The sequence below is a fragment of the Actinocatenispora thailandica genome, assembly GCF_016865425.1.
Taxonomy (GTDB): domain Bacteria; phylum Actinomycetota; class Actinomycetes; order Mycobacteriales; family Micromonosporaceae; genus Actinocatenispora; species Actinocatenispora thailandica.
The window spans coordinates 2,544,211-2,570,574 of the sequence record NZ_AP023355.1 but is presented as its reverse complement, the minus strand read 5'-3'; the positions used below and the strand labels follow the sequence as shown (position 1 = coordinate 2,570,574).

Genomic DNA, 26,364 nt, shown 5'->3' with positions numbered 1-26,364 from the left:
CCGACACCGCGCCCGTCGGCGCGGCCGCCGCGCCGGCACCCGCCCGTACGGGCCGGGGCTGAAGCGAGGATCGGCGCGTACCGACCGGCCACGCCCTAAGGTGACGCCATGACGAGCACAGGGTCCGATCCGCTGGTGGCGCGGATGCACGAGTTCGGCACGACAGTCTTCGCCGAGATGTCGGCGCTCGCGGTGTGTACCGGTGCGATCAACCTCGGGCAGGGGTTCCCGGACACCGACGGGCCGGCGGAGATGCTCGCCGCCGCGACCGCGGCGATCCGGGACGGGCACAACCAGTACCCGCCCGGGCCCGGAGTACCGGAACTGCGTGCCGCCATCGCCGAGCAGCAGCAGCGCGACTGGCACCTCGAGTACGACCCGGACGGCGAGATCGTGGTGACCGCCGGGGCCACCGAGGCGATCGCGGCGGCGATCCTCGGCCTGTGCGAGACCGGCGACGAGGTGGTCTGCTTCGAGCCCTACTACGACTCGTACGCGGCGTCGATCGCGCTGGCGCACGCGGTGCGCCGACCCGTGACCCTGCGGCCGGGGCCGGACGGCTACACCTTCGACCCGGACGAGTTGCGCGCCGCGTTCGGCCCGCGCACCCGGGTGCTGCTGCTCAACTCGCCGCACAACCCGACCGGCAAGGTGTTCACCCCGGCCGAACTCTCGCTGATCGCGCAGCTGTGCCAGGAACACGACGTGTACGCGGTGACCGACGAGGTGTACGAGCATCTGGTCTTCATCGACTCGGCCGCGCCGCACGTGCCCCTCGCCGCCCTGCCGGGCATGTGGGAGCGCACGATCCGCATCTCCTCGGCCGGCAAGAGCTTCTCCTGCACCGGGTGGAAGGTCGGCTGGGCCAGCGGGCCCGCCCGGCTGGTCTCGGCGGTACTGCGGGTCAAGCAGTTCCTGACCTTCGTCAACGCCGGGCCGCTGCAGCCCGCCGTCGCGGTCGCGCTACGGCTGCCGCCCAGCTACCTGACCGGGGTGCGGGACCGGCTGCAGGCCGGCCGGGACCTGCTCGCCGCCGGGCTCGCCGAGGCGGGCTTCGGGGTGCACCCCTCCTCCGGCACGTACTTCCTGACCGCCGACATCGGCGCGCTCGGCGGCCGGGACGGGATCGAGTTCTGCCGGGCGCTGCCCGAACGGTGCGGCGTGGTGGCGGTGCCGACCCAGGTGTTCTACGACAACCAGGAGGTAGGCCGGCGCGTCGTCCGGTTCGCCTGCTCCAAGCGCCCCGAGGTACTCGCCGAGGCGGCGGACCGGTTGCGCACCCTCGCCAGCTAGCGCCCGGGCCGCCGGTCCGGGCGAGGCCGATGCCCGGCAGGCAGCCCGGGCGCGGCGGTTCTCCGGCTCTCGGCCCGAGCGAAGCGGTTCCCCCGCTCTCGGCCCGAGCGAAGCGGTTCCCCGGCTCTCGGCCCGGGTGCGGGCCGCGCAGGTGTTCGGGCCCGGGCTGGTCCCGGTCGAACCTGACTCCGGCCCCGTGGGCAGGCACATGACGGCACCCTTAGCACACCGCTGCACGTTTCATGGCTTGTTGTCCACAGCCACCGTGGTTATCCACAGTTTGCGATGAGGTGGTGGCGGCCGGTGCCGTTTGGGGCGACGCTGCCCGGGTGGGACGTATCAGCGGATCGACGCACCGAACGCAACATGCCAGCCCGCACCGCCGCGGGACCGTCACCCAGGATCCGGCCAGCCCGCCGACACGCCGACCGACGGCGGCCGGCCCAGGCCAAGGGCAAGGGCAAGGGCAAGGGCAAGGGCAAGGCGAGTGTCGGTCCAGCCCCGACCGGCCGACATCGGGCTGGGCAGATCTGGGCTGGGCCGCGGGCGACGATTGGATCGCCGCCCCGGACATCCCGCTGCGGCCGCGGCTGGTGCCGGCGCTACCCGACGAGCCGGCCGGGACACTGCGGCGCTGGGCGCAACGGCTCCCGGTGGGGCGACTCTGGTCGCCGCGCCACGGGACCAGGCGGGAGGCCGCGCCGTCGGTGCGGCTCGGCGGGACAGTCGGGGCGGTGTCCGGGGATCCCAACCGGGCCCTGCGCGCCGTGGCCCGCCCGAACGGTGCCGGCCCGGCCCGGCACGGCCCGCGCCGGCTACGGCTCGTACGACCCGCTGTGGTGGCGCGGGAAGCGATCCGTCCCATGGTTCCGCGCCACCCGCAGGGTGCGGACCGACCGGTGGTTCCGGACCACCCGCAGCCCCGGGACAGACCGGTGGTCTCGCCCGGCGCGAATGTCGCCCGGGCGCGCAGCGCGGAGGCCGCCCGGGCGCGCAGCGCGGAGGTCGCCCGGGCGCGCAGCGCGGAGGCGGCGCCCGCCGGCGCACCACCCGGCGAGGCGGCAGCGGCGTGGGGGGCCGGCACGGCACGGCCTGACCGTGAGCGGTGGTCGGTCGTGCGGCGGCCCCGGGCAGTCGGCCAGTTGCCGCGTCACCCGAAGGATCCGTCGCGGCACGACAGTGCGGCGCGCTCGGGACACGACACTGCGGCGCCCTCGGGACACGACACCGCAGCGCCGTCGGGCCATGGCGCTGCGGCCCCCTCGGGACACGTCACGGCGGCACCGTCAGGACATGGCGCTGCGGCTCCCTCGGGACACGTCACGGCGGCACCGTCGCGGCCCGACGCGAGCCATGCCGCGCGAACCTGCGGAGCCAGGGCGGACCGGGGTGTCCGGGCGGGGGATTCCCGGACCGTCGTCGTCGACCTCGCGATCCGCCGCGATCGTCGTCGTGCCGCCACTGGCGAAACGCACCCGGTCGGAGCCGCGGACACGACGAGCAGAGTGAGCGGCGCCGACGCGTCTGGCAGGACCGCCGCCATCCTTCAACTGCCGGAGCGCCGGCGAAGGGCGGTGGACCACAGCTCCGAAGTGCTGTCCCGGCCGGACTCGATCGCCGACCGGGCGACGCCGACCCACCCGAGCAGGCCCGCCGGACGGGTGCGCGGCCTGCTGCGTCGCCCGGGGCGACCGGCCCGGGCCGCTCGCGGCCGATGGATCGCCGCGGTGGCGACGGTGGCAGCGCTGGCGATCTGCGGTGTGCTGGCAGCGCAGCGCCCGGCGCACGGTGGCCCGGCCGGGGCGACGCCCGCACCGCGCGCCGGATACCGCTGGCCGCTGCCCGGCACGCCGGCGGTTGTTCGGGCGTTCGACCCCCCGCCGGAACGCTGGTTGCCTGGCCACCGGGGCGTCGATCTTGGCGCCGCGGCCGGCGTGCCGGTGCTCGCCGCCGGCCCGGGTGTGGTCACCTTCGCCGGGCACATCGCCGGTGTCGGAGTCGTCAGCATCGACCACGCCGGTGGCCTGCGCACGACCTACCAACCGGTGCGACCGCTGGTCCACCCCGGTGACCACGTCGCCGCCGGGCAACGCATCGGCATCCTCGATGCCGGGCATCCCGGCTGCCGCCGGTCGGCGTGCCTGCACTGGGGGCTGCGCCGCGGCGAGCGGTACCTGGACCCGCTGATCCTCCTCGGCTTCGGCCGGGTGCGGCTACTGCCGCTGGCCCCGGATCGGGCTGTCTGAACCGAGACCGCCACGCGACCGACCCGTGCCCATCACGGCGTGGTCCGGACCTCCTGCCAGAGCCGGAGCCGAGCACGCAGGCGGCAGCACCTGGTGGACCGGCGCGGCCGACACGAGTTCCGGCCCGGCCGGGTGGCACCCGGTCCGTCAGCCGCCTGGCAACAGCCGCCGCACCGGTCAAACCGGCAGGCGGCAGGCGGCAGGCGGCAGGCGGCAGGCGGCAGGCGGCAGGCGGCAGGCGGACCATCGCATGGTGGCCCGGTGGGGCGCATCCACGCCCGGAGCCAGCGCTACCGGGCCCGCAGCAGCGGCGGCAGGCTGCGGGCCAGTCGCTCGAAGTCTTCGGCTCCGTTGTAGACCTGGGCGCAGATGCGCAGCAGCCCGATCCGGCGCCACGCGCTCACCGCGACATGGATCCGCAGCTGCTCGGCGATCCGGTCGCGAAGCTGGCTCGCCGCCTCAGGTGTGGTCGCCACACCGGCCGGCAGCCGAACGACCCGCATCGCCAACTCCGGAGCGCTTCGCACCGCCGGCGTGCCCAGCGCCTCGGTGATCAGGCGCTGCCCGTACCGGGCGAGCCGCGCGTTGTGGTCGCGCACGACATCCACCCCCAGCGCGGTCATGGTGTGCAGGCCGGCGGGCGCGGCGAGCCATCCTGCGAGGTCCTGGGTGCCCTGGAACTCGACGCTGGCCGGGAACCCGTTGTCGTACTCCCAGGACGCGGCCAGTGGTCGGACGCTGCCGTGGTGTGCGGCGGCGACCGACAGCAGGCCGGTGCCGCGCGGGGCGTACGCCCACTTGTGCAGGTTGCCGAACCAGGCGTCGACGCCCAGCGCCGACACGTCGACGTCGATCATGCCAGGCACGTGCGCCGCGTCGATCGCGACGAACACCCCGCGGCGGTGCAGTTCCGCCGCGATCCGCCGCACCGGGAACAACTTCGCGGTCGCCGAGCTGATCTGATCGATGATCGCGACCCTGGTCCGGTCGGTGGTCGCCGCGGCGATCGCCGCGACCACCGCGTCGTCGTCGTCCTCCAGCCCGATCCGGGCCTGGACCACGGTGGCGCCGGTCTCCGCGCACCGGCGCGCCGCCTCCAGAGCCACCGCACCGTAGGTGTGATCGGTGAGCAGGATCTCGTCGCCAGGACGCAGCCGCACCGAGCCGAGCACGACGGCGCAGGCGGCTGTGACGTTCGGCACGAGTGCCGTCCCGTCCGGATCGGCGCCAACGAATCGGGCCAGATGCCGCCGGGTGTGCCGGACGCGTTGGACGATTCCCGGCGGTTTCAGGAACCGCATCGGGTCCGCCTCCTGCTCCTCCCGCAGCCGCGCCGCCGCCCGCTGCGTCGGGATCGGCGCCGCACCGAACGAACCGTGGTTCAGATGGACGTAACCGGGGTCCAGAGTGAAGAGCAGTCGAGCGCCGGGCAGCGGCTCGGGTGGCTTGTCGATTGCCATGACCACGGCGTTGGGCCTTTCACGCGCGGGGATGTGCCTGACGGTACGCGCGGCGGAGCCGTTCGACCGAGACATGGGTGTAGAGCTGTGTCGATGCCAATGATGCATGACCCAGCAGTTCCTGCACCGACCGCAGATCCGCTCCCCCATCGAGCAGGTGTGTGGCCGCCGAGTGCCGCAGCGCGTGCGGCGCCACCACCGGCACCCCCGCCTCGGCCGCGCGGGCCGCGACGATGCGACGCACCGTACGCGGGTTCAGGCGGCCGCCGCGCACCCCGAGCAGCAGCGCCGATCCGCTCGGCCGCGCCACCAGCGCCGGGCGACCATCCCGCAGGTACGCCCGAATCGCCTGCTCGGCGGGCACCCCGTACGGGACGGACCGTTGTTTGTCGCCCTTGCCGGTGACGCGGACCAACCGACGCTCCTCGTCCACGTCGCCCAGGTCGAGCCCGCACAGCTCGCCGACCCGTACCGCCGTCGCGTACAGCAGTTCCAGCAGCGCCGCGTCGCGCAGCGCCACCGGATCTCGGACCTGCGCCTCGTCGACCGGCCCGTCGCCGGTCCCGGAGGCGGCCGGACCGCCTGACGCCTCGGTCGCCGACCCACCGGCGCCAGGCGCCTCGACGAGCGCCGCGGCCTGCTCGGCGGCAAGCACGGTCGGCAGCGTGCGCTCGGCTCGGGGCACGCCGAGCGCACGCGCCCGGTCGACGCGGATCAGGCCCGCTTGGTGCGCCCAGCCCGAGAACGTACGGGCGGCCGCCGCCCGGCGTGCCAGCGTGCTGCGTGCCGCCCCCGTACCGCGCTGTCGCGCGAGCCAACTGCGCAGCACCGGCAACGCCAGCGCGGCGTCGAGCGTGCCGGCGCGCATCCGGCCGGCATGATCCAGCAACTGGACGATGTCGGTCAGGTATGCCCGGATCGTGTGCGCCGAGCGGGCCCGCTCGCTCGACAGGTACCGGGCGAACAGGTCGACCGCGTCTCGCAGCTCCTCTGGCAGCGCTTCGTAGCGCGCCTCGGTGGAACTCCCGCTGCCTGCCACGCCTCGTACGGTGGGGTGCAGGGGATCTGGCGTCAAGCCGACCCGCCGCCGATGGGTGCCGCACTCCCGGTCGGGCCGACCGGCACTCAGCTCGGCGTGATCGGTCAACCACGGATGCTGGGGCGGCCCTGCGTCGAATCGCGCGGCGTCTCCTCGGGTCGAAGGCGGTAGCCGGCACCGGTGTCCTCGACGAAGCCCAGCATGGCCAGCAGCGGCACCGTCCGGCGGACCTGCTGCGCGGAGACCCCGGCGGCGACCGCGATCTCCTCGACGCTGGCCGCGCGGCGCAACGGCACGGCATCCAACACGGTCGTGGACACGGCGTCGAGATCATCGCGCGGGGTACGGGCGCCGTGCGGGATCGGCGCGAGGTCGTCGCCGATGCGACCGACCTCCTCGATCACCTCCGCCGCGGTCGACACGAGCCTGGCCTCGTCCTGGCGGATCATCAGGTTCGTACCCACGCTCATGCCCGAGGTGACGGGCCCGGGCACGGCCAGCACGATGCGACCCAGCTCCCGGGCCCGGCGCGCGGTGTTCCTGGTACCGCTGCGGGCGGACGCTTCGACCACCACCGTGCCACGGCACAGCGCGGCGATCACCCGGTTGCGGATCAGGAACCGGTGCCGCTGCGCACCAGCGCCCGGCGGCCACTCGCTGAGCAGCACGCCATCCTGACCGATGCGCTCCAGCAGGCCGGCGTTGGCCACCGGATAGCTGATGTCGAGCCCGCACGCCTGGACGGCGACCGTCGGCCCGCACGCGGCGAGCGCGCCGCGGTGCGCCGCCGCGTCCACGCCGTACGCCCCGCCGGAGACGACGGTCCAGCCACGGTCGGCGAGACCGAACGCGAGTTCCGCGGTGACGTGCGCGCCGTAGTCGGTGGCGGCCCGGGCACCGACGACCGCGACCGCGCGCTCGGTGGCCGCATCGATCCGCCGAGCACCTCGCGCCCACAACAGGATCGGCGGATCGGTGTGCGGGTCGGCCCGCGGATCGGTGTCTCGGCCGATCCGCACCAGGTCTTCGACCTGGGCCGGCCACTCGTCGTCTTCGGGCACGACCACGCGGCAGCCGAGCCGTTCGCCCTCCCGGGCCAACTGCAGCGCGCGCTGCACCGGGTCTCCAGCGGCGAGACGAGCCGCCGCGGCCGAGCTGACCCGCCCCGGCACGGCCCCGGTGTAGAGCCGGCGCAGCACCTCGATCGGACCGAGTTCGCGGACCATGGCACCGAGCGGCCGATGCCCGGGCTCGACCAACCAGCACAGCGCCACCCTGGCCAGGCGATGCCGCTGCCAACCGATGGTCTCCGCGGCCCGCGCCAACCGAGCGTCCACCGGGTCGGGTCGGAGCGACCGGGCACCACCCGCCGGCAGGTGCAACTGGACGGGGCGACGCGCGGGTTCGCCGCCCGCGGCGGCGGCCGGGCGGGGCGCAACCGACGCATCCTCGTCCCGGCTGGCAAACCGGCCGGCCACGCCCGGGCCGGTAGCGGGGGAACCGGACGAGTCTCGGCCAGCGGGATCCCGACCAGCGTCCGGCCCGACACCGCGAGGAGCGCCAGCACCCGGCGCGAGGGTGCGAGCGGCGCCCGGGAGAGCAGGGTCCGGGTGGGCAGTGCCCGGGCGGGCGGCCGCGGGACCGCCGAGCGCGGAAGAATCCGCACCGAAGCCGGTGGTACCCGGGCGAGCCATCCCGGGGCCAGGTGCGGCATCGGTCCTGCCGGTCTCGGTGCCGCGGCCGGTCGCGCCACGATCGGTGCGGCCTGGATCGGGGCGGCCTGGATCGGGGCGGCCTGGGCCGGGCGTGCCCGGGTCGGCGTGGTCGGTGTCGGGAGTCCCGGCGTGGGGCCGGTCGGGTCGTCCGGTCATGTCGATCACCTCGGTAGCCAGCAGAGTCCGGTCGGGGCCGGGCCGGTGTAGCCGGCCCGGAATGCTCGTGTGTCGCCTCACGGCGTGGTCCTGGTTCGCAGCTCGACCGCCTCGGCGACGTCACCGGCGTCCGGACGCGATCGCCCAGCCAGATCGGCCACCGTCCACGCGATCCGCAGCACCCGGTCGTACCCGCGCGCCGACAGGGCGCCGCTGTCCACCAGGCGCTCGGCGAGCGCGGTCACCGTCCGCGGCAGCCGCCATCGCCCCGAGCGCAACGTCCGACCGGGAATGGTGGCGTTGAGCGGACCGGCCGCGCCGGACCAGCGCGACGCGGCACTTCGACGCGCCTGCCGGACGCGAGCGGCGACGGTTGCCGAGTCTTCCGGGGTGCGATCCTCGCTGAGCAGTTGCACCGATCGGATCGGCAACAGATCGAGTTGCAGGTCGACCCGGTCCAGCAGCGGTCCGGACAGCCGACCGAGGTAGCGCCGGCGCACCAGCGGGCTGCAGAGGCATTCGCCGCCGCGTTCCCCGCAGGGGCACGGATTCGCCGCGAGCACGAGCTGGAACCGGGCCGGGAAACAGGTGTTGCCCGCCGCGCGGGCGAGCCGGATCTCGCCGTTCTCCAGCGGCTCCCGCAGCGCGTTCAGCACCCCGGGGCGGTACTCCGGTGCTTCGTCGAGGAACAGCACCCCGTGGTGCGCGAGGGAGATCGAGCCTGGTCGGGGCAGCCCGCTGCCGCCGCCGACGATCGCGGCGGGCGTCGAGGTGTGGTGCGGAGCCTGGTATGGAGGCTTTCTCAGCAGTCCCGCCGACGAGGGCAGCGTGCCGGCCACCGAGTGCACCGCGGTGACCTCGAGCGCCTGCTCGTCCGACAGCGCCGGGAGCACGCCGGGCAACCGTTCGGCCAGCATGGTCTTGCCGGCCCCGGGCGGACCGAACAACGCGACGTTGTGGCCGCCGGCCGCCGCGATCTCGACCGCGCGTCGGCCGCGCTCCTGCCCGACGACGTCGACCAGGTCGGCGCCCGGCGGGTCGTCGATGGTGTCGGCGACGGCGTCCGGACCCGGCAGTTCGCCCTCCCCGCGCAGGTGGGCGAGCAGCGTCGCGAGGGTGTCCACGGTCTGCACCACGGTGCCCGGCACCAGCGCCGCCTCGCGGCCGTTACCGGCGGGAACGAGGACCCGGTGGACGCCGGACCGAGCCGCGGCGAGCACCGCCGGCAGCACTCCCCGGACCGGGCGGACCCGGCCGTCCAGGCCGAGCTCGCCGATCAGCGCCACGTCCTGGATGCGATCGGCCGGGACGGCGCCGGCCGCGCACAGCACCGCCGCCGCGACACCGAGATCGAACAGCGAACCGTGCTTGGGCATCGACGCCGGCAGCAGGTTGACGGTGATGCGCCGGTTGGGCCAGGGCAGGCCGGAGTTGATGACGGCCGCCCGGATGCGTTCCCGTGACTCGTTGACCGCGGCGTCCGGAAGGCCGGAGACGATCATCCCGGGCAGTCCGGCGGACAGGTCGGCCTCGACCTCGATCAGCCGCCCGGCCAGCCCGAGCAGCCCGACCGACAGCACGCGTGCGTATCCCATCGCCGGCGCCTCAGAACGCCGAGGTCAGGTGTTCGAGCCGGACCGTGTCGCCGGGCGGCGCCAGCACGCTGATCACGTCGAAGCGCAGCGGGCCGCGGCGGGTGCCGGTGCTGGCCAGCCAGTCCAGCGCCAGGCCGCGAATGCGCTGCGCCTTGACCGCACCCACCGCGGCGGCCGGCGGCCCGAACCGCTCCGACCGGCGCGTCTTCACCTCGCAGAACACCAGTGTCGCGGTGCCGGGATCGACGGCGACGAGGTCGAGCTCACCGCGCGGGCAACGCCAGTTCCGCGCCAGCACGGTCAGCCCGTGCCCGCTGAGATGGGCGGCGGCCAGCCGTTCGCCGAACCGGCCGAGCGCCGCCCGCCGCTGGTACGCGGTGGTTTGGTCGCCGAGCCCGGCGTGTCGCCCCGAGCCTGATGAGTTCATCGAGCACCTCCCGGATCACGGCAACGGTGCCGCGGACCGGGCGTGCGATCCGGCGCTCAGGGCAGATCTGTGGACACCGGCCACCCCTGTGGACAGAGGTGGCGTTCGACCGAACCCGTGCTATCGCGAGGCGGGATCAGCTGTCCGGATCCGACTCGGGATCGGTACGTTCGTGCGGCGGGGCCGGCAGTCCGGGGCCGGGTGCGCCGCTGGCGTCGCCACCACGCGAGATCCGGCCCCGGCCGGGCAGTGGCCGCTCGCCGGTGTCGATGTCGCGTCCACCTGGCCCGATGTCGGGACGGTAGATGCCCTGAACCGGCCGCTCCCCCTCCGAGGTGCCGGGCATGGCCGGAGGGTTCGGGCCGGTGTCGGGTGGCATGTCCACCTCGCCCGGCGGATCGCTGTCGTAAGGTGTCTCCCGCGGCTCGTCCATGACCTCGGCATACCCGGCTGCGGCCGGATCATCCCTCCGGCCGTACCAGATACCGCCCAACCGGGTCCAACCGACCGAACCGAGTCGGATCGAAGCGGGCAGAACGCATCGGACCGGACCGCGCTGGGTCGGAACGAAGGCGACCGTCAAGCGCCGAAGCTGGCGTCGTCCGGGAGAGAAATGTCCGGCTTGTCGAGCTCTTCGATGTTGACGTCCTTGAACGTCATCACCCGCACGTGCTTGACGAACCGCGCCGGCCGGTACATGTCCCAGACCCAGGCGTCGGTCATCTCCACCTCGAAGTAGACCTCGCCGTCGGTGTTGCGCACCGCCAGGTCGACCGCGTTGGCCAGGTAGAACCGGCGCTCGGTCTCCACGACATAGGAGAACTGGCGGACGATGTCGCGGTACTCGCGATAGAGCTGCAGCTCCATCTCCGTCTCGTACTTCTCGAGATCCTCGGCGCTCATCTCGTCGCGTCCTCCATGCCGATATTGTCGCCTACGCCGGCGAGCCGGTCGCCGCGGGGACGCGCCGACGCCCCGAGCAGATCATGCCTCGTCGGCATCTGCCAGCAAAAGCGTCGACGCCGGTAGGGTGGGTCGGGACCGCCGGGTCGCCGAGTCGGCCCGATCCGCCACGGCCGCCACGTTCACGTACGAGAAGCGGTGCTCCGGGCACGGGCCGTGCCGCTCCAGTGCCGCCGAGTGCACCGGCGTGACGTAACCCTTGTGCTCCGCGAAGCCGTACTGCGGCCAGCGTTCGGCCAGCTCGGTCATCATCCGGTCCCTGGTCACCTTGGCCAGCACGCTCGCCGCCGCGACGCAGGCCGCGACCCGGTCGCCCTTCCACACCGCGAGGCCCGGCACGCCGACGCCGTCGACCGGGAACCCGTCGGTGAGCACGTAGTCCGGCGCCGGCGCCAGCCGGGCGAACGCGCGGCGCATCCCGGCCACGTTGCACACGTGCAGACCGCGGACGTCGACCTCGGTCGGGGTGATCACGACGATCTCGTACGCCTCGGCCCGCGCCACGACCTCGTCGTAGACCCGTTCCCGGGCGGCTGCGGTGAGCAGCTTCGAGTCGGCGAGGCCGGGAATCTCGCCGCGCTTGCCGGCGGGCAGCACCGCGGCGGCGACCACCAGCGGGCCGGCACAGGCGCCTCGGCCCGCCTCGTCGGCACCCGCGATGCGGCGGAAACCACGGCGGCGCAGCGCCTGTTCCAGCCCGTACATCCCGGACCCTCGACGGATCACGGTGCGCTGTGGCGCGAGCATCTGCCGGCAACCTCCGTGGGGCAACGCGGACGAGCGCGTCACGCTACGCCACCCGCAGCCGTCGGCTCGTACCGACCTCCCAGCCTACGGCGCGGCGGCAGCGGCGACCGCGCCGCGGGGTCACGGATCCGGCACCTTGTCGAAGGTCCTCGGGATGCCGAGGAAGCGCATCCGGCTTGGCGGCCAGTAGATCGCGAACGCATCACCGATCACCGAACTGGCCGGGATCGTCGCCTCGACCGGATCCCGGGTCTGCAGGTAGTGCTCCCGCGAGTCGCCGGACTCCAGTCGGTGATCACCCATCACCCAGATCCGGCCGGCCGGGACGCGCACGTCGAACCTGCCGTCGGACGGCGGATGAGTGCCGTTGGCCTCCCGGTACAGGTAGGAGGTCTCGTCCAGGACGTGACCGTTGACGCTGATCCGACCGTTCCGGTCACAACAGGTGACATGGTCGCCGCCAAGTGCGATGACCCGCTTGATGAAGTCCTTCTCGGTGGGATCGGTGCGCCACGACACCGGCGACCGGAACACGATCACCGCACCGCGGTGCGGCGACCGGAAGTCGTAGCTGATCTTGTTGACCAGCACCCGGTCGTTGATGTCGAGGGTGTGCTCCATGGACCCGGACGGGATCCAGAACGTCTGCAGGACGAAGACCCGAACCGTCACTGCGACCAGCACCGCGATCACGATCAGCACCGGCAACTCGCGCCAGAGCGAGCCGTGCTGCCGGGGCTGCGGCGGATGCGCGGCCCGGCGCTGCGCGTGGGTTTCGGTCACTCGGGCAGCCTACGACGCCACGATCATCTTCGATGGCGAGACCGCCGGGACCGCGGGTACGACAACGCCGGGCGGCGGCCCGAAGGCAGCAGCCCGGCGTCGGACCCGGCGCGTCAGCTGGCGCTGGGCTCGCGCTTCTCCTTGATCTTGGCGGCCTTGCCGCGCAGGTTACGCAGGTAGTAGAGCTTGGCCCGGCGCACGGCGCCGCGGGTGACCAGCTCGATCTTGTCGATCACCGGAGTGTTCACCGGGAAGGTGCGCTCGACGCCGACGCCGAAGCTGACCTTCCGCACGGTGAAGGTCTCGCGCAGCCCGGCGCCCTGCCGGCGGATCACCACGCCCTGGAAGACCTGGACGCGGGACCGAGTGCCCTCGACGACGCGGACCGAGACCTTGACGGTGTCACCGGGGCGGAAGTCGGGAACGTCTACCCGCTGAGACTGGGCATCGAGAGTGTCCAGCGTGTTCATCGCGACTGCTTCCTCAAACTCAAGGGCGCGCGTGAGCGCCGGGTGGAAACTTCTTTGGGTTGCGGGCCGTACCAGAGTCGAAGAGGCGATCTGGCGCCTGCGGCAACCCCACTACTCTGCCACACTCTCCGACTCGGGTGGATATCCACCCTCGGCGAGCGCAAGCTGGTCCGTCGCGTCCAGCGTACCGGGTGGCAATGCGGCCAGCAGATCGGGGCGGCGTCTCGCGGTACGGACGAGGGCCTGATCACGTCGCCACCGGGCGATTCGGCCATGATCACCGGAGCGGAGCACGTCGGGTACCGGCCGCTCCCGCCAGACCGGCGGTTTGGTGTACACCGGCGCCTCCAGCAGACCGCCGGTGTGCGACTCCTCGGCCAGCGACTCGGCGTTGCCGAGCACCCCGGGCAGCAGCCGGGTGACCGCCTCGACCACCGCGAGCACCGCCACCTCGCCACCGAACAGCACCACGTCGCCGAGCGAGACCTCCGTCACCGGCATCCGGTCCGCCGCGTCGTCCAGCACTCGCTGGTCGATGCCCTCGTACCGGCCGCAGCCGAACAGCAACCAGGGCTCGGCGGCGAGCTCGGCGGCGAGCGACTGGGTCAGCGGCGCTCCCGCCGGGCTCGGCACCACGAACCGTGGCGGCGCCACGCCGGCCGGCACCAGCTCGTCGAACGCCCGGCCCCACGGCTCGGGCCGCATCACCATGCCCGGACCGCCGCCGTACGGGGTGTCGTCGACGGTGCGGTGCACGTCGGAGGTCCAGCGCCGCAGATCGTGCGCCGACACGTCGAGCAGCCCGCGCTCGCGGGCCCGGCCGATCAACGACAGCGACAGCGGCGCGAGGTAGTCGGGGAAGATCGTCAGGACATCGATACGCACGATTCAGCCTCATCCGACCGGGCGGTCGTCACAGGTCGAGCAGGCCCTCCGGCGGCGTCAGCACCACCTGGCCGGCGTCCAGCCGGACTTCCGGGACCAGCGCGGTCACGAACGGCACCAGTGCCTCGTGCCCGTCCGGCCGGCGCACCGCGAGCAGTTCGGAGGCGGGTAGGTGGTCGACGCGGACCACCTCGCCGAGCGGCGCGCCGTCGGTGTCGACAGCGGTCAACCCGACCAGCTGCTGGTCGTGGAACTCGTCCGGATCGTCCGGGTCGACCAGCTCGGCGGCGTCCACCGACAGCTCGGTACCGCGCATGTCCTCGGCCTGGTTGCGGTCGGTGATCTCGGCGAACGCCACGATCAACCGGACCCGCCCGGCGGCCACCGTGCGCCCCCGGGCGTACTCCACGGTCAGCGGTCCGACGCCGACCGGCGTGGTGGCCAGCACCGCGCCGGTGGCGAAACGGATCTCCGGATCGTCGGTCCGCACGTCGACCAGGACCTCGCCCCGGACGCCGTGCGGACGGACGATGCGTCCGACGGTCAGCTGCACGTCAGTAACTGTCGATGATCTCGACTCGAATACCGCGTCCGCCCACCGACCCGACCACCTGGCGCAGCGCCTTGGCGGTACGGCCACCCCGGCCGATCACGGTGCCCAGGTCGTCCGGGTGGACCCGGACCTCGAGCCGCTTGCCGCGGCGCGAGTTGACCATGCGGACCCGCACGTCGTCGGGGTGTTCCACGATCCCGCGAACCAGATGGTCGAGGGCGGGGCGGAGCACCTCAGGATTCCGCGCCGGCATCGGCACCGGCCGCCTTCCCGTCGGTCGCCGCCGGCGCGCTGTCGGCCTTCTCGTCGGCCTTCTTGGCCGGCTCCTCGGCCTTCTTGGCCGGCTTCTTCTTCTCGGTCTTGGCCTCGGGCTTGCCCGGCGTGTCGACGCCGGCGGCCGCCTTGGCCTCCGCCTCGTACCGAGCCTGCCGGTCCTGCTTCGGCGCCGGCACCTTCAGCGGCTCCGGGGCCGGCTGGCCCTTGAACTTCTGCCAGTCACCGGTGCGGGACAGGATCGCCTGCACGGGCTCGCTCGGCTGCGCACCGACGGACAGCCAGTACTGCACCCGGTCGGAGTTGACCTCGATGTACGAGGGGTCCTCCTTCGGGTGGTACTTGCCGACCTCCTCGATGACGCGGCCGTCGCGCTTGGTGCGGGCGTCGGCCACCACGATGCGGTACTGCGGGTTGCGAATCTTCCCCAGCCGCTTGAGCCGGATGCGTACTGCCACGGTTGTGTTCGCTCCTGTGTCGAAAAGCCCCGCGGGCCGCGGCGCGGCGACCACGTGGGGCATGGTCGACGACGACGGATCCGTGTAGGCATGTTGACTGGCGACGCACCGGGTAGAGGGCGCCGGTCGCGCGCCGGTTCAGCGGTCCATTCTGCCAGACCGGCCGCGGCCTCGACGACACGCCCTCAATCGGGCACCGGTGCCCCGTCCCGGGTCGCACTCGGGTACTCGCCGGCGGCCACCTGCCCGTCCTCGGCGCCGACGCGCAGGGCGGCCGGCCGGCGCCCGAGGTCGGCTGCCGGAAGGTCGGGCAGCGACCAGGACGGATCGGGGCGAAAGTCGCACCAGGTACCGTCGAACGGGAAGCCGGCCCGCTCGGCGACCGGCTGGACCCGCTCCCCTCGGCCCGCACCAGTGCCGCCTCGGCCGCGGTGAAGAAGCCGGGGTCGCCGATCTTGGCGGCGAACGACTCCTCGTCCTTCCACTGCCAGGCGTGATCCGGCGTCACCCAACCGTCCAGCTCCTGGTCGACCACGTCGATGCCGGCGCCGTCCGGCCACAGTTCGTGCCGCTCCAGGTTGACGTACCAGCCGGCGAAGCTGTCCGGCCCGCTCGGACCACCGTCGGCAAAGAACCACCACACCGAATGGTCGGCGCCGGGCAGGTAGCGGCGCAGCACACCCGAGCCGGTCCACTCCGCCGGTTGCAGGTCGGTCGGCCACTGGTCCCGGGGGACGTCGCGCAGGGCACGGCCGGAAACGCCCCGCCGGCGCAGCACCGGGGTGCCACCGGCCACCCAGACCACCAGCTCGTCGGCGTCGTGCCGTAGGACCCGGGCCGGGATCACCTGGCACAGCGCGCCGCCGAAGTAGATCCGCTCGATGAGCACGTCGCCGCGGTTCAGCATCTTCGTCATGTCGGCAGCCTGCCCGCCGTGCGTCACGCCCGGTACCGCCGGATGGCCTCGCTCACACCCCGCCGGCGCACCGTCTGGGCGCCCGGGCGACGAGGGGCCAGCGGCGTTGGCACCCGTCGCCGGTGCCAGCGCCGCTGGCCGCCGCAGCCCGTGCCAGCGCCGCTGGCAGCCGTCGGCCCCGGCCGGGCGCCGGCGAGGCTGGCCACCCCGGCACCGAGCCGGCCGTGCCGTCCGCGCCGAGCCCGGTTCAGGCGGTCGGGGTGGCGAGGGCCTGCTCGGCGTGATGGCAGGCGACCAGGTGCGAGCCCGCGACCTCGACCGGGACGGTACGCAGGTCGGGTCGGTCGGTGTCGCAGGGGCCGGCGGCGAGCGGGCAGCGGGGGTGGAAGCGGCAGCCGGGCGGGGTGCGATCGGGCTCGGGGGTTCGCCGGCCGGCGGTCGGGCGGTCCGGCGCCGGCCGATGGCCGGCGCGGCGGCGAGCAGCGCCTGGGTGTACGGGTGGGTGGGCGCGTCGTACACCGCGTCGGTGTCGCCGGACTCGGCGAGCCGGCCGAGGTACATCACCGCGACCCGGTCGCAAACGTGCCGGACCACCGACAGGTCGTGTGCGATGAACACCAGCGCGACCCCGGTGCGTTCCTGCAGGTCCCGGAGCAGGTTGACGACCTGCGCCTGGACCGACATGTCGAGGGCGGACACCGGCTCGTCGCAGACCAGTACGGAGGGTTCCAGGGCGAGCGCGCGGGCGATGCCGATGCGCTGCCGCTGACCGCCGGAGAACTGGTGCGGGTAGCGGGACACCACGTCGGCCGGCAGCCCGACCAGGTCCAGCAGCTCGATCACCTTGCCGGCGCGGCCGGCCCGGCCGGTGGTGCGGTGCACGGTCAGCGGTTCGGCGACGATGTCACCGACGGTCAGCCGGGGATCCAGCGACGTGTACGGGTCCTGGAACACCATCTGGATGCGCCGGCGCAGCGCGCGGCGTTGCCGGCCGCGAGCGGCGGCGAGGTCGTGTCCGGCGACGGTGATGCTGCCGGCGTCGGGGCGTTCCAGGCCGACCAGCATCCGGGCCAGGGTGGACTTGCCGCAGCCGGACTCGCCGACGATGCCGAGCGACTCGCCGGCGGCGACCGACAGGCTGACCCCGTCGACGGCACTCACCCGGCCGCGGCCGAGCCCGGCCCGGAAGCTGCGGTGCAGGTCGGTCGCGACGAGGATCTGGTCATCCGGCGGCATGCAGCACCTCCGTCGCACGGTGGCAGGCGGCCTGCCGACCGGGGCCGACGATGGACATCGTGGGTTGCGTGCTGGCACAGCTTTCGACCGCCCAGGAGCACCGGGGGTGGAACGGGCAGCCCGGTGGTCGCCGCGCCGGCACCGGTGGGGTACCCGGGATCGCGTAGAGCCGGCCGCCGGCCGCGTCCGGCCGCGGCACCGAGCGCAGCAGCGCCTGGGTGTAGGGGTGCGCGGGGTGGCTCAGCAGGTCCTCGGTCCGGCCGGTCTCGACGATGCGGCCGGCGTACATCACGGCGATGTGATCGGCGACCTCACTGACCACGGCGAGATCGTGGGTGATCAGCAGTACCGCCATGTCGCGTTCGGCCCGCAGCCGGTCGAGCAGGTCGAGGATCTGCGCCTGCACCGTGACGTCCAGCGCGGTGGTCGGTTCGTCGGCGATCAGCAGGTCGGGTTCCAGCGCGATCGCCATCGCGATCAGGATCCGCTGCCGCATCCCGCCGGAGAACTGGTGCGGGTAGCCGCGCACGCGCTGCTCCGGGCCGGGGATGCCGACCGTACGCAGCAGCTCGACCGCCCTGGCCCGGGCGGCACGGCGGGACATGCCGCGGTGGGCGCGGAACAGCTCGCCGAGCTGGTCGCCGATGGTCAGTACCGGATTGAGCGCGGACAGCGCGTCCTGGAACACCAGGCTGATCCGGCTGCCCCGCACGCCGCGGCGCTGCGCCTCGCTCAGCGCGGTCAGATCGAGCTCGCCCAGTCGCAGCTGTTCGGCGTCGACCCGGGCGTCGGAGAGCCCGAGGATCGCGCGGGCGGTCACCGACTTGCCCGAGCCGGACTCGCCGAGCAGCGCGACGAGCTGGCCGCGGTGCACGTCCAGGTCGACGCCGCGTACGGCCGGGACCTCGCCGTCACGGCCGAAGCTCACCGACAGGTCCCGGACTCGCAGGGTGGGTGCAGCCGCCACGGCCACCTCCGATCGATTCGCCGGCGCCGCGCCGGCCGAAGCACCAGGCTGCCGCCAACGGGTTTCCGCGATGTTTCCACGATGTGCCCGACACTGGACATCAACCATTGATCCCTGCCTGATTCTTGCTGACATCTTGACTTCTGCGCCGCAGATTGGCAACCCTTGATTCGCCAGGATCGCCGGCGGCAGCGACGCCGGTACCGGCACACCGACCGCGAAGCGAAGGGAACGCCATGCTCGAACCGGCCGCCCGCTACACCGGCTACACCGCCTGGGACTACCTGGAGCCGGACGTCGACTACCGCGCGTTCCGGTACGCGAAGCAGATCGGCCGGGTGCCCGAGTACGCCGGCCTGTCGCTGTCCGACACGCAGGAGCAGCGGGCGCGACGACTGCTACGCGACGAGATCGTCATCTCGCTGCACGACCACGTCCAGGTCTTCCCGGAGGACATGGGCGAGCTGCGCGAGCACATCCGGCAGGGCCGCGAACCCACCGGGTACGCCGGTCTCGCCCGCTCCGGCATGACCGCCGTGTTCGACAACGGCATGGACGGCACCTGCTGCATCTCCTCCGACGCCGGCTGGAAGTACCAGGACGTGCTGTTCGACCTCGGGGTGCGGATGGCCGACCTCGCGCACCAGGACTTCGTGGTGAAGGCGGAAACCGTCGCCGACATCCGCGACGCGCACGCCACCGGCCGGGTGGCGCACGTGTTCGGGCTGGAAGCCGCCACCATGATCGAGAACGAGGTGGACCGGCTCGACGTGCTGTACGGCTTCGGCGTGCGCCAGATCGGCATCGCGTACTCGGAGGCCAACACGCTGGGGTCCGGGCTCAAGGAGCGCGGCGACGGCGGGCTGACGTTCTTCGGCGAACGCGCCGTGAAGCGGATGAACAAGCTGGGCCTCGCGATCGACATCTCGCACTCCGGCGACCGGACCGCGCTGGAGGTCATCCAGACCTCGACCAAGCCGGTGTTCATCACGCACTGCGGCTCCCGCGAGGTGTGGCCGACCAACCGGATGAAGCCGGACGCGCTGATCGCCGCCTGCGCCGAGCGCGGCGGGGTGCTCGGCCTGGAGGCCGCGCCGCACACCAGCCTGTCCGAGGCGCACCCGAAGCACTCGCTGGAGTCGGTGATGGACCACTTCACCCACCTGGTCGAGGTGGTCGGCATCGACCACGTGGCGTTCGGGCCGGACACGCTGTTCGGCGACCACGTCGGGCTGCACGACGCGTTCGCGAAGAACCTGTCGATCGCGCAGGCGCACGGCCACGTCGACTACCCGAAGGTCGAGTACGTCGACGGGCTGGAGAACCCGGCCGAGTGCTTCACCAACATCATCGGCTGGCTGGTCGCGCACGACTACTCCGACGACGAGATCCGCAAGGTCGTCGGCGGCAACATCCTGCGCGTGCTCGACGAGGTCTGGGTCTGATGCGCCGCCGGTCGTTCGCGGCGCTCGCCGCCACCGCGGTCGGCGCGCCGGCGGTCGGTGCTGCGCTGGCCGGCTGCGCGCCGAGCCCGCGGCCGGGCTCCCGGGCGGCCGGCGCCACCCTGACCGTCGCGACGACCACCGACGTGGTCAACTTCAACCCGCTGGTCGGCAACAGCCGCACCGACTACTGGATCACCGACCTGATGTACCCGCGGCTGCTGACCATCGACGACGCCGGCAACAAGCAGCCGTGGCTCGCCGTCGGGCACGGCTACCACGATCCGAGGACCGGGTACTACCGGATCCGCGACGACGTGCGCTGGAGCGACGGGAAGCCGGTGACCGCGGCGGACGTCGCGTTCACCGTCAACGCGATCAAGCGCGACAAGCCCGCCGGCAACACCACCTTCGGGCAGCTCACCAACGTGACGAGGGCGAGCGCGGCGTCGGACACCGAGGTACTGCTGCACCTGTCCAAGCCGGACCAGACGGTGCTGCGCGAGGTCGGGTTCTGGATGAACGTGGTGCCGGCGCACGTGTTCGGCAGGGTCGGCAACGTGGCGACGTTCGCCAACACCGGCGACTGGGTCGGCTGCGGGCCGTACACGCTGGTGTCGGCGGCGAAGGGGCAGGCGTACACGCTGGAGCGCACCGAGCCGTACCCGTGGGCGCCGGGCGGGAGGCCGAGCCTGGCCCGGGTGGTGTTCCGGGTGTACCCGGACATCAACACCGAGATCCTGGCGCTGCGCAGCGGCGAGGTCGATCTGATCGCCAACACGCTGCCGCCGGCGCAGGTCGACGTGCTGCGGCACACCGCGGGGGTCAGCCTGCGCAAGGTGCCGGGGCTGGGTTACGCGCACCTGGCGTACAACATGAAGCACCAGCCGCTGGACCGGCTGGAGGTACGGCAGGCGCTCGCGCACGCGGTCGACTACGCGGCGATCCGCCGGGTGGTGTTGCAGGGCCAGGCGGTGTCGACGCACTCCAGCCCGATCGCCCCGGTGCTGACCGCCTACGCCGACCCGGCGATGCACGAGTACCGGCACGATCCGGCACACGCGCGGCGGCTGCTGCGGCAGGCCGGGTACCGCCAGGACCGGCACGGCCGGTTCGGGCTGTCGCTGCGGATGATCTACTCGTTGCAGGACGCGGTCACCGCGCAGTGGGCCAGCATGGTCGCCTCGGACGCGGCGAAGGCCGGCATCGCCATCACGTTGCAGGGCATGGACCGCAACACCTACCTGGCGAAGACCGACGCCGGCGACTACGACATCTACGCCGGCAACTTCGCCATCATGGACGACCCGGTCACCAACATGGCGCTGACCTACCTGCCCGGCGGGGCGATCAACTACAGCAAGGTCGACGATCCGAAGCTGTCCAGGCTGATCACCGACGCGCAGGTCGCCACCCCGCAGAAGCAGCGCGAACTGGTCGCCGAGGCCGCCCGGCTGGTCCGGGACAACGTGTACGACAACGTCGTCTACATGCAGAACTTCTACGTCGCGCACCGCACCGAGTGGACCGGGTTCGTCGCCAAGCCGAGCGAGCTGCTCACCGTGGTCGACCCGGCGTCGCTCGCCCGGGTACGTACCCGCAGTTGATGAGGACGTGGCCATGACCACCGCACTGCGATTCGCCGCCCGCCGCGTGGCGCGCGGCCTGCTGACCCTCTGGTTCGCCGTCACCGCAACGTTCCTGCTGCTGCGGCTGCTGCCCGGCAACCCCGCGCTGGCGGTGGCGAACCCGAACATGACCAAGCACGACCAGGCGCTGCTGCTGCACCAGTACGGGCTGGACCAGCCGCTGCTCGTGCAGTACGGCAAGTACCTGTGGCAGTTGCTGCACGGCAACCTGGGGATCTCGTTCACCCAGCAGGTACCGGTCTCGTCGGTGCTGCTGGCCCGGCTGCCGTGGACGCTGCTGCTGACCGGCTCGGCCCTGCTGGTGACGATCGCGATCGGGGTACCGCTGGGCGTGCTCGCCGCCACCCGCCGCGGCACCGTGGTCGACCGGCTGGTGCAGTTGGGCGGCGTCGTGGGACAGTCGCTGTTCGTCCCGAGCGTCGGGATCTTCCTGCTGTTCTTCTTCGGGCTGTGGCTGCGCTGGCTGCCGATCGGCGGTGCGTACTCGCCCGACGCGGCCGGCGCCGGCTGGTACGGCAACGTGCTGGCGCACCTGGTGCTGCCGTGCCTGTCGCTGATGCTGCTGCAGATCGGCTCGTACGTGCTGACGCTGCGGGCCAGCCTGATCGACGCGCTGGGTGAGGACTACTGCGAGCTGGCCCGCGCCAAGGGGCTGCCGAACCGGGCGGTGGTGTGGAAGCACGCGCTGCGCAACGCGCTGCTGCCGACGACCACGCTGGTCGGCCTGCAGCTCGGGTTCCTGGTCGGCGGCGCGGTGCTGACCGAGACGATCTTCGCCTACCCGGGCATCGGCCGCGGCATCTACGAGGCGGTCACCCAGCTGGACTACCCGGTGTTGCAGGGCGCGTTCGTGCTGCTCGCCGCGACCGTGGTGGTGGCGAGCATGCTGACCGACCTGCTGTACGGGGTGCTGGATCCGAGAGTGAGGACCCGATGACCGCACAGGCACGTACCGACTCCCCGGCCGCGCTGGTGGAGCCGGTGCCGGTCGCCGACAGCTCCGCCCGGCGCACCTGGCGGGCGTTTCGCCGCAACCCGCTCGGGCTGCCCGCGGTGGTCGTCGTCGCGGTACTGATCCTGGTCGGCCTGTGCGCACCGCTGATCGCCGCCGAACCCACCGGGTACGGGGCGGACGTGTTGCGGGCGCCGTCCGCGGCGCACTGGTTCGGCACCGACAACCTGGGCCGGGACATCTTCGCCGAGGTCGTCTGGGGTACCCGGGCCAGCATGCTGGTGGCGGTCTGCTCGTCGGCGCTGGCGATCGCGCTCGGCGTGCTGGTCGCCGTGGTCGGGGCGTACTTCCGGCGGCTGGACACCGCGGTCGGCACCCTGGTCGATCTGATGCTGTCGTTGCCGGTACTGCCGCTGATGATCCTGATCGCGGCGCTGGCCGGCCCGAGCCTGCCGGTCACGGTGGCGGTGATCGCCGCGTTCAGCTGGCCGGAGGTGACCCGGGTGGTGCGCTCGGCGGCGCTGTCGGTGGTGGACCTGCCGTACATGGACGCGGCGCGGGTGATCGGCGGCAGCCACCGCTGGATCATCCGCAAGCATCTGCTGCCCGCGACGGCGCCGGTCATCGTGGTCTCGGTGGTGCTGACCGCTTCCCGGGCGGTGCTGTCCGCCGCCGGCCTGGCCTTCCTCGGCCTGTCCGACGCGCAGTCCTGGTCGTGGGGCCGGATCCTGTACGAGGCGCAGCAGTCCGGCGCGATGTCCAGCGCCTGGTGGACCACGCTGTTCCCGTCGCTGGCGATCCTCGCTCTGGTGGTGTCCGCGACGCTGATGTCCATCGCGTACAACGACGCCCGCAACCCGCGCAACCAGGGCCACTGAACGTCCACTGTGGAGGGAGACGGGGTGGGAACGCCGCTGAGTCAACGGCTGCCGGGCGAGCACTACCGGACGGTGCAGGACGCGGTACGCGACCGGCTGGCCGGCGCCGGCCTGGACGCGCTGTGCACCGACGACCCGTCCGACGTCGCCTACCTGACCGGATTCTTCCACCACCCCGGCGAACGGCCGGTCACGGTGCTGCTGGACGCCGAGCGCACCGTGCTGGTACTGCCGGAACTGGAACGCGAGCACGCGCAGGCGCAGCACGCGGCCGGTGACCTCGTCGCGTACCCGGAGTACCCGGGGCTGCGACCGCCGCTGTCGTACCTGCCGGGCACCGGCCGGCGCGACCGCATCGGCGTGCCGGGCAGCATGACCCTGGCCCGCCGGGACGCGTTGCGCGCGGCGTTGCCCGCGGCGACGCTGTCGGTGACGCCGGTGGTCGAGGCGATGCGGCAGGTCAAGTACCCGGCCGAGATCGCCCTGCACGCCGAGGCGGCCCGGATCACCGACCGGATGCTCGCCGCCGGCCGGGAACTGATCGAGCAGGCGGTGGCGGCCGGTGCCGACCTGCCCAGCGAGGCCGAGCTCGCCGCGCACGTCGGCGGCGTCGGCACCGGCATCATGTACGCCGAGCACACCGACGTGGTGGTGGTCGGGATGCTCGCCGGCGGCCTGGTGTACGCCGGCGCCCGCTCGGCCCACCCGCACGCGCTGCCCTCGGAGTACCGGCTGCGCGACGGCGACACGTTCATGCTGTCGCTGGGCTGCGCCGTCGGCGGCCGGTACGTGGAGGGCGAGCGGACGTTCGTGCTCGGTGAGCCGACGGCCGACCAGCGCCGCTACCACGACGCGGTACGCGAGGCACAGCAGGTCGGCGCCGACGCGATCCGAGCCGGCGCGGTGTGCAGCGAGGTCAACCGGCGCTGCCTGCAGGTGATCGTCGACGCCGGCCTCGGCGAGTACCTGCGGCACCGGCAGGGGCACGGGATCGGGCTGGGCATGCACGAACCACCGTGGCTCGCCGACGGCGACGACACCGTGCTGGCCGCGAACATGATCGTGTCCAACGAGCCGGGCCTCTACGTACCGGGCCACGCCGGCTACCGGATCTCCGACTCGATGCTCGTCACCGAGACCGGCGCGCGCCGGCTCACCAGCTACCCGCGGCAGCTCGACGACCTCGTCATCTGCCCGTAGCGCAACGGAAAGGGGCAGCCCGTGCGGCTGACGATCAACGACAACGAGCTGGCCGTCGAGGTGTTCGGCGCCGACGACGCACCGGTCCTGATCGCCCATCACGGGGCACCGGGGCTGGGTTCGCGCGCCGAGCCACGAGCCACCTTCGCGCCGTTCGCCGACACGTTCCGGGTGATCGTGTTCGACGCCCGGGGCTCCGGCGAGTCCGGCGGCAACGAGCCGTACACGCACGAGCAGTGGGCCGCCGACGTGGAAGGGCTGCGGCAGTGGGCCGGCGTCGAGCGGTTCGTGCTGGCCGGCGGCAGCTACGGCGGGTTCATCTCGATGGAGTACGCGATCCGGCACCCCGACCGGGTCTCCGCGCTGGTGCTGCGTGACACGTCGGCCGACCACTCCAACGACGACGCGGCTCGGCGCAACGCCGCCGCATCCACCCGGGTACGCATCGACCTGGCGAAGCTGGACCGGATCAACACCGGCCGGGTCCGCGACGACGACGACCTGCGCGACTGCTGGCGGGAGATCCTGCCGCTGTACGACCACGTGTACGACCCGGCCGCGGTCGAGGCGAAGGTCGCCGCGACGCCGTACCGGTACGCCACGCACAACTACGCCTTCGCGCACAACCAGCCGCACTACGACATCAAGGCACAGCTGCCGACCATCACCTGCCCGACACTGGTCACGGTCGGCCGCGACGACTGGATCACCCCGGTCGCGTGCAGTGAGACGATAGTGTCGCTGATTCCGGACGCCCGGCTCGTGGTGTTCGAGAAGTCCGGTCATTCACCGCAGATCGAGGAGGCCGAGCAGTGGCGGCGGGTGGTGCGTGAGTTCCTGCACGAGGTCGGCGCCGATGCGCGCTGACGCCGGTCGCCGGCTCCGGCACGCCCGGACGGGCGCCGGCGGATGAACTCGCCGATGAACGCTCCCGCGCTGGACGAGCTGAGCCGGCGCATCGTCGCCGCGCTGCAGGACGACGGTCGGGCCAGCTGGACCGACATCGCCGCCGCCTGCGGCAGCTCGCTGTCCGCGGTGTCCCGCCGCGGCCAGCAGCTGCTGCGCGACGGCATCGTCCGGGTCGCCGCCGTCCCGGACACCCAGCACGCCGGGCCGGCCGACCTGTTCGTGCTGCGCATCACCTGCTCCCCCGGCCGCCAGGCACGGGTCTGCGCCCAGCTCGCCGGCCGCGCCGACGTGCGGTTCCTCGCGCTGGTCAGCGGCGCGTACGACATCGTCGCCGAGATCAACGTGCCGCGCGCCGATTCGCTCGCCGCCCGGGTCGTCGAGGAGATACAGACCATCGACGGCATCGCCCGGTGCGAGACCGACCTGCGGCTGCACACCTACAAGGTGGCGCACGACTGGTACCGGGGCGGCGAGATCGCGGCCGGCCCCGAACCGCACGAGTGCGCGCCGGAGCATTTCGACGCCACCGACCGCGCCATCATCGCCGAGCTGCGCGGGCACGCCCGGGACAGCTTCCGTACCGTCGCGGCCCGCCTGTCGATCAACGAGAGCACCGTGCGCCGACGGTTCGAGGCGATGCGCGACCGCGGCTGCCTGACCGTCACCACGCTCGTCCCGTCGGCGGCGCTCGGCTTCGAGTCCGAGGTGCTGCTGGACGTCACGGTCGCGCCGTCCCGGCTGGACGAGGTGGCGCGGGAACTCGCCACCCACCGCGGGGTGCGCTACGTCGCGGCGATGCTGTCCGCGAACTGCCTGATGTGCGAGCTGATCCTGCCCACCGAACGCGACCTGTTCCGGTTCACCACCGACACGCTCGGCGCGCTGTCCGGGGTGGAGGGATGGCGGGCCAGCATGGAGCTGCTCACCATCCGCCGCGGCTTCGTGGAAACCCCGTGGTGGCGGGGTCAACTACCCAGCCGCCCCGCACCCTGACGGCACCGGTCGACGCCGCCCCGCGGCGCCGGTCACCGGCCGGCGCCGCCGCGAGAGCGGGTCGGTACGAGCGGGCTCGGTACGAGCGGGCTCGGTACCAGCGGGCTCGGTACCAGCGGATCGGTACGAGCGGGCTCGGTACCAGCGGGCTCAGTGACA

The 26,364-nt window shown here is 73.0% G+C and carries 24 protein-coding genes and 2 pseudogenes; 9 read left to right on the top strand and 17 right to left on the bottom strand.

Annotated features, from left to right (window positions below; all coding sequences use genetic code 11):
• The first annotated feature begins 108 nt into the window (after positions 1-108).
• Together Athai_RS11430 and Athai_RS34075 are read left to right on the top strand one after the other, a co-directional pair.
• The gene (locus Athai_RS11430) at positions 109-1,293 is read left to right on the top strand and encodes a pyridoxal phosphate-dependent aminotransferase (protein WP_203961481.1); all 1,185 of its coding nucleotides are present in this window, start codon (positions 109-111) and stop codon (positions 1,291-1,293) included.
• A 1,574-nt stretch (positions 1,294-2,867) separates the two neighbouring features.
• Positions 2,868-3,539 (top strand): murein hydrolase activator EnvC family protein, encoded by a 672-nt coding sequence (locus Athai_RS34075; RefSeq protein WP_420829773.1) that lies wholly within the window; start codon positions 2,868-2,870, stop codon positions 3,537-3,539.
• A 290-nt stretch (positions 3,540-3,829) separates the two neighbouring features.
• On the opposite strand, the gene Athai_RS11420 is transcribed toward Athai_RS34075, so the two are convergent.
• The 17 genes and pseudogenes from Athai_RS11420 to Athai_RS11340 form a co-directional block, all read right to left on the bottom strand.
• On the bottom strand, positions 3,830-4,999 hold the full coding sequence (locus Athai_RS11420) for an aminotransferase class V-fold PLP-dependent enzyme (RefSeq protein WP_203961480.1): 1,170 nt from the start codon (positions 4,997-4,999) through the stop codon (positions 3,830-3,832).
• A 19-nt stretch (positions 5,000-5,018) separates the two neighbouring features.
• A complete protein-coding gene (locus Athai_RS11415) occupies positions 5,019-6,038 on the bottom strand; it encodes a tyrosine recombinase XerC (protein WP_203961479.1) in 1,020 nt (339 codons plus the stop codon).
• Positions 6,039-6,142: 104 nt separating this feature from the next.
• Complete coding sequence (gene dprA, locus Athai_RS11410; RefSeq protein WP_239156876.1) at positions 6,143-7,375, bottom strand: DNA-processing protein DprA; 1,233 nt, start codon at positions 7,373-7,375, stop codon at positions 6,143-6,145.
• A gap of 611 nt (positions 7,376-7,986) precedes the next feature.
• Positions 7,987-9,504, bottom strand: a complete 1,518-nt coding sequence (locus Athai_RS11405; protein ID WP_203961478.1) for a YifB family Mg chelatase-like AAA ATPase — start codon at positions 9,502-9,504, stop codon at positions 7,987-7,989.
• Positions 9,505-9,514: 10 nt separating this feature from the next.
• On the bottom strand, positions 9,515-9,931 hold the full coding sequence (locus Athai_RS11400) for a YraN family protein (protein WP_203961477.1): 417 nt from the start codon (positions 9,929-9,931) through the stop codon (positions 9,515-9,517).
• A gap of 136 nt (positions 9,932-10,067) precedes the next feature.
• Positions 10,068-10,364: a hypothetical protein gene (locus Athai_RS11395; protein WP_203961476.1), complete on the bottom strand. Its 297-nt coding sequence runs from the start codon at positions 10,362-10,364 to the stop codon at positions 10,068-10,070.
• A gap of 146 nt (positions 10,365-10,510) precedes the next feature.
• Positions 10,511-10,834: a DUF2469 domain-containing protein gene (locus tag Athai_RS11390; RefSeq protein WP_203961475.1), complete on the bottom strand. Its 324-nt coding sequence runs from the start codon at positions 10,832-10,834 to the stop codon at positions 10,511-10,513.
• An 81-nt stretch (positions 10,835-10,915) separates the two neighbouring features.
• On the bottom strand, positions 10,916-11,641 hold the full coding sequence (locus tag Athai_RS11385; RefSeq protein WP_203961474.1) for a ribonuclease HII: 726 nt from the start codon (positions 11,639-11,641) through the stop codon (positions 10,916-10,918).
• A gap of 120 nt (positions 11,642-11,761) precedes the next feature.
• Positions 11,762-12,424 carry a signal peptidase I gene (lepB, locus tag Athai_RS11380; RefSeq protein WP_203961473.1) on the bottom strand — a complete coding sequence of 221 codons (663 nt, stop codon included), beginning with the start codon at positions 12,422-12,424 and terminating at the stop codon, positions 11,762-11,764.
• Between the two features lie 113 nt (positions 12,425-12,537).
• Positions 12,538-12,894 carry a 50S ribosomal protein L19 gene (rplS, locus tag Athai_RS11375; protein WP_203961472.1) on the bottom strand — a complete coding sequence of 119 codons (357 nt, stop codon included), beginning with the start codon at positions 12,892-12,894 and terminating at the stop codon, positions 12,538-12,540.
• Positions 12,895-13,005: 111 nt separating this feature from the next.
• On the bottom strand, positions 13,006-13,779 hold the full coding sequence (trmD, locus tag Athai_RS11370; RefSeq protein ID WP_203961471.1) for a tRNA (guanosine(37)-N1)-methyltransferase TrmD: 774 nt from the start codon (positions 13,777-13,779) through the stop codon (positions 13,006-13,008).
• A 28-nt stretch (positions 13,780-13,807) separates the two neighbouring features.
• Positions 13,808-14,332, bottom strand: a complete 525-nt coding sequence (gene rimM, locus Athai_RS11365; RefSeq protein WP_203961470.1) for a ribosome maturation factor RimM — start codon at positions 14,330-14,332, stop codon at positions 13,808-13,810.
• A gap of 1 nt (position 14,333) precedes the next feature.
• Positions 14,334-14,585 (bottom strand): RNA-binding protein, encoded by a 252-nt coding sequence (locus Athai_RS11360; RefSeq protein ID WP_030446474.1) that lies wholly within the window; start codon positions 14,583-14,585, stop codon positions 14,334-14,336.
• On the bottom strand, positions 14,566-15,063 hold the full coding sequence (gene rpsP / locus Athai_RS11355; protein ID WP_203961469.1) for a 30S ribosomal protein S16: 498 nt from the start codon (positions 15,061-15,063) through the stop codon (positions 14,566-14,568). Before rpsP ends, Athai_RS11360 begins: the two co-directional genes overlap by 20 nt.
• Positions 15,064-15,523: 460 nt before the next feature.
• Positions 15,524-16,264: pseudogene (locus Athai_RS35055) on the bottom strand (ribonuclease FAU-1 family protein); the annotation flags it as partial.
• Positions 16,227-17,215: pseudogene (locus tag Athai_RS11345) on the bottom strand (ABC transporter ATP-binding protein). The pseudogenes Athai_RS11345 and Athai_RS35055, both read right to left, overlap by 38 nt.
• Positions 17,202-18,182: an ABC transporter ATP-binding protein gene (locus tag Athai_RS11340; RefSeq protein WP_239156875.1), complete on the bottom strand. Its 981-nt coding sequence runs from the start codon at positions 18,180-18,182 to the stop codon at positions 17,202-17,204. The pseudogene Athai_RS11345 and the gene Athai_RS11340 overlap by 14 nt, the downstream one beginning before the upstream one ends.
• Before the next feature lie 236 nt (positions 18,183-18,418).
• On the opposite strand from Athai_RS11340, the gene Athai_RS11335 reads away from it, so the two are divergent.
• The 7 genes from Athai_RS11335 to Athai_RS11305 are packed head-to-tail and all read left to right on the top strand — an operon-like array spanning position 18,419 to position 26,205.
• Complete coding sequence (locus Athai_RS11335; RefSeq protein ID WP_203961467.1) at positions 18,419-19,627, top strand: dipeptidase; 1,209 nt, start codon at positions 18,419-18,421, stop codon at positions 19,625-19,627.
• Entirely contained in the window at positions 19,627-21,231 is a 1,605-nt protein-coding gene (locus Athai_RS11330) for an ABC transporter substrate-binding protein (RefSeq protein WP_203961466.1), read from the top strand. Before Athai_RS11335 ends, Athai_RS11330 begins: the two co-directional genes overlap by 1 nt.
• Positions 21,232-21,244: 13 nt before the next feature.
• Complete coding sequence (locus Athai_RS11325) at positions 21,245-22,210, top strand: ABC transporter permease (RefSeq protein WP_203961465.1); 966 nt, start codon at positions 21,245-21,247, stop codon at positions 22,208-22,210.
• Positions 22,207-23,103, top strand: a complete 897-nt coding sequence (locus tag Athai_RS11320; protein ID WP_203961464.1) for an ABC transporter permease — start codon at positions 22,207-22,209, stop codon at positions 23,101-23,103. Before Athai_RS11325 ends, Athai_RS11320 begins: the two co-directional genes overlap by 4 nt.
• 24 nt (positions 23,104-23,127) lie before the next feature.
• Complete coding sequence (locus tag Athai_RS11315; protein WP_203961463.1) at positions 23,128-24,303, top strand: M24 family metallopeptidase; 1,176 nt, start codon at positions 23,128-23,130, stop codon at positions 24,301-24,303.
• A 21-nt stretch (positions 24,304-24,324) separates the two neighbouring features.
• On the top strand, positions 24,325-25,170 hold the full coding sequence (locus tag Athai_RS11310) for an alpha/beta fold hydrolase (RefSeq protein WP_239156874.1): 846 nt from the start codon (positions 24,325-24,327) through the stop codon (positions 25,168-25,170).
• 54 nt (positions 25,171-25,224) lie between these two features.
• Entirely contained in the window at positions 25,225-26,205 is a 981-nt protein-coding gene (locus Athai_RS11305; protein ID WP_203961462.1) for an Lrp/AsnC family transcriptional regulator, read from the top strand.
• Positions 26,206-26,364: the final 159 nt, after the last annotated feature.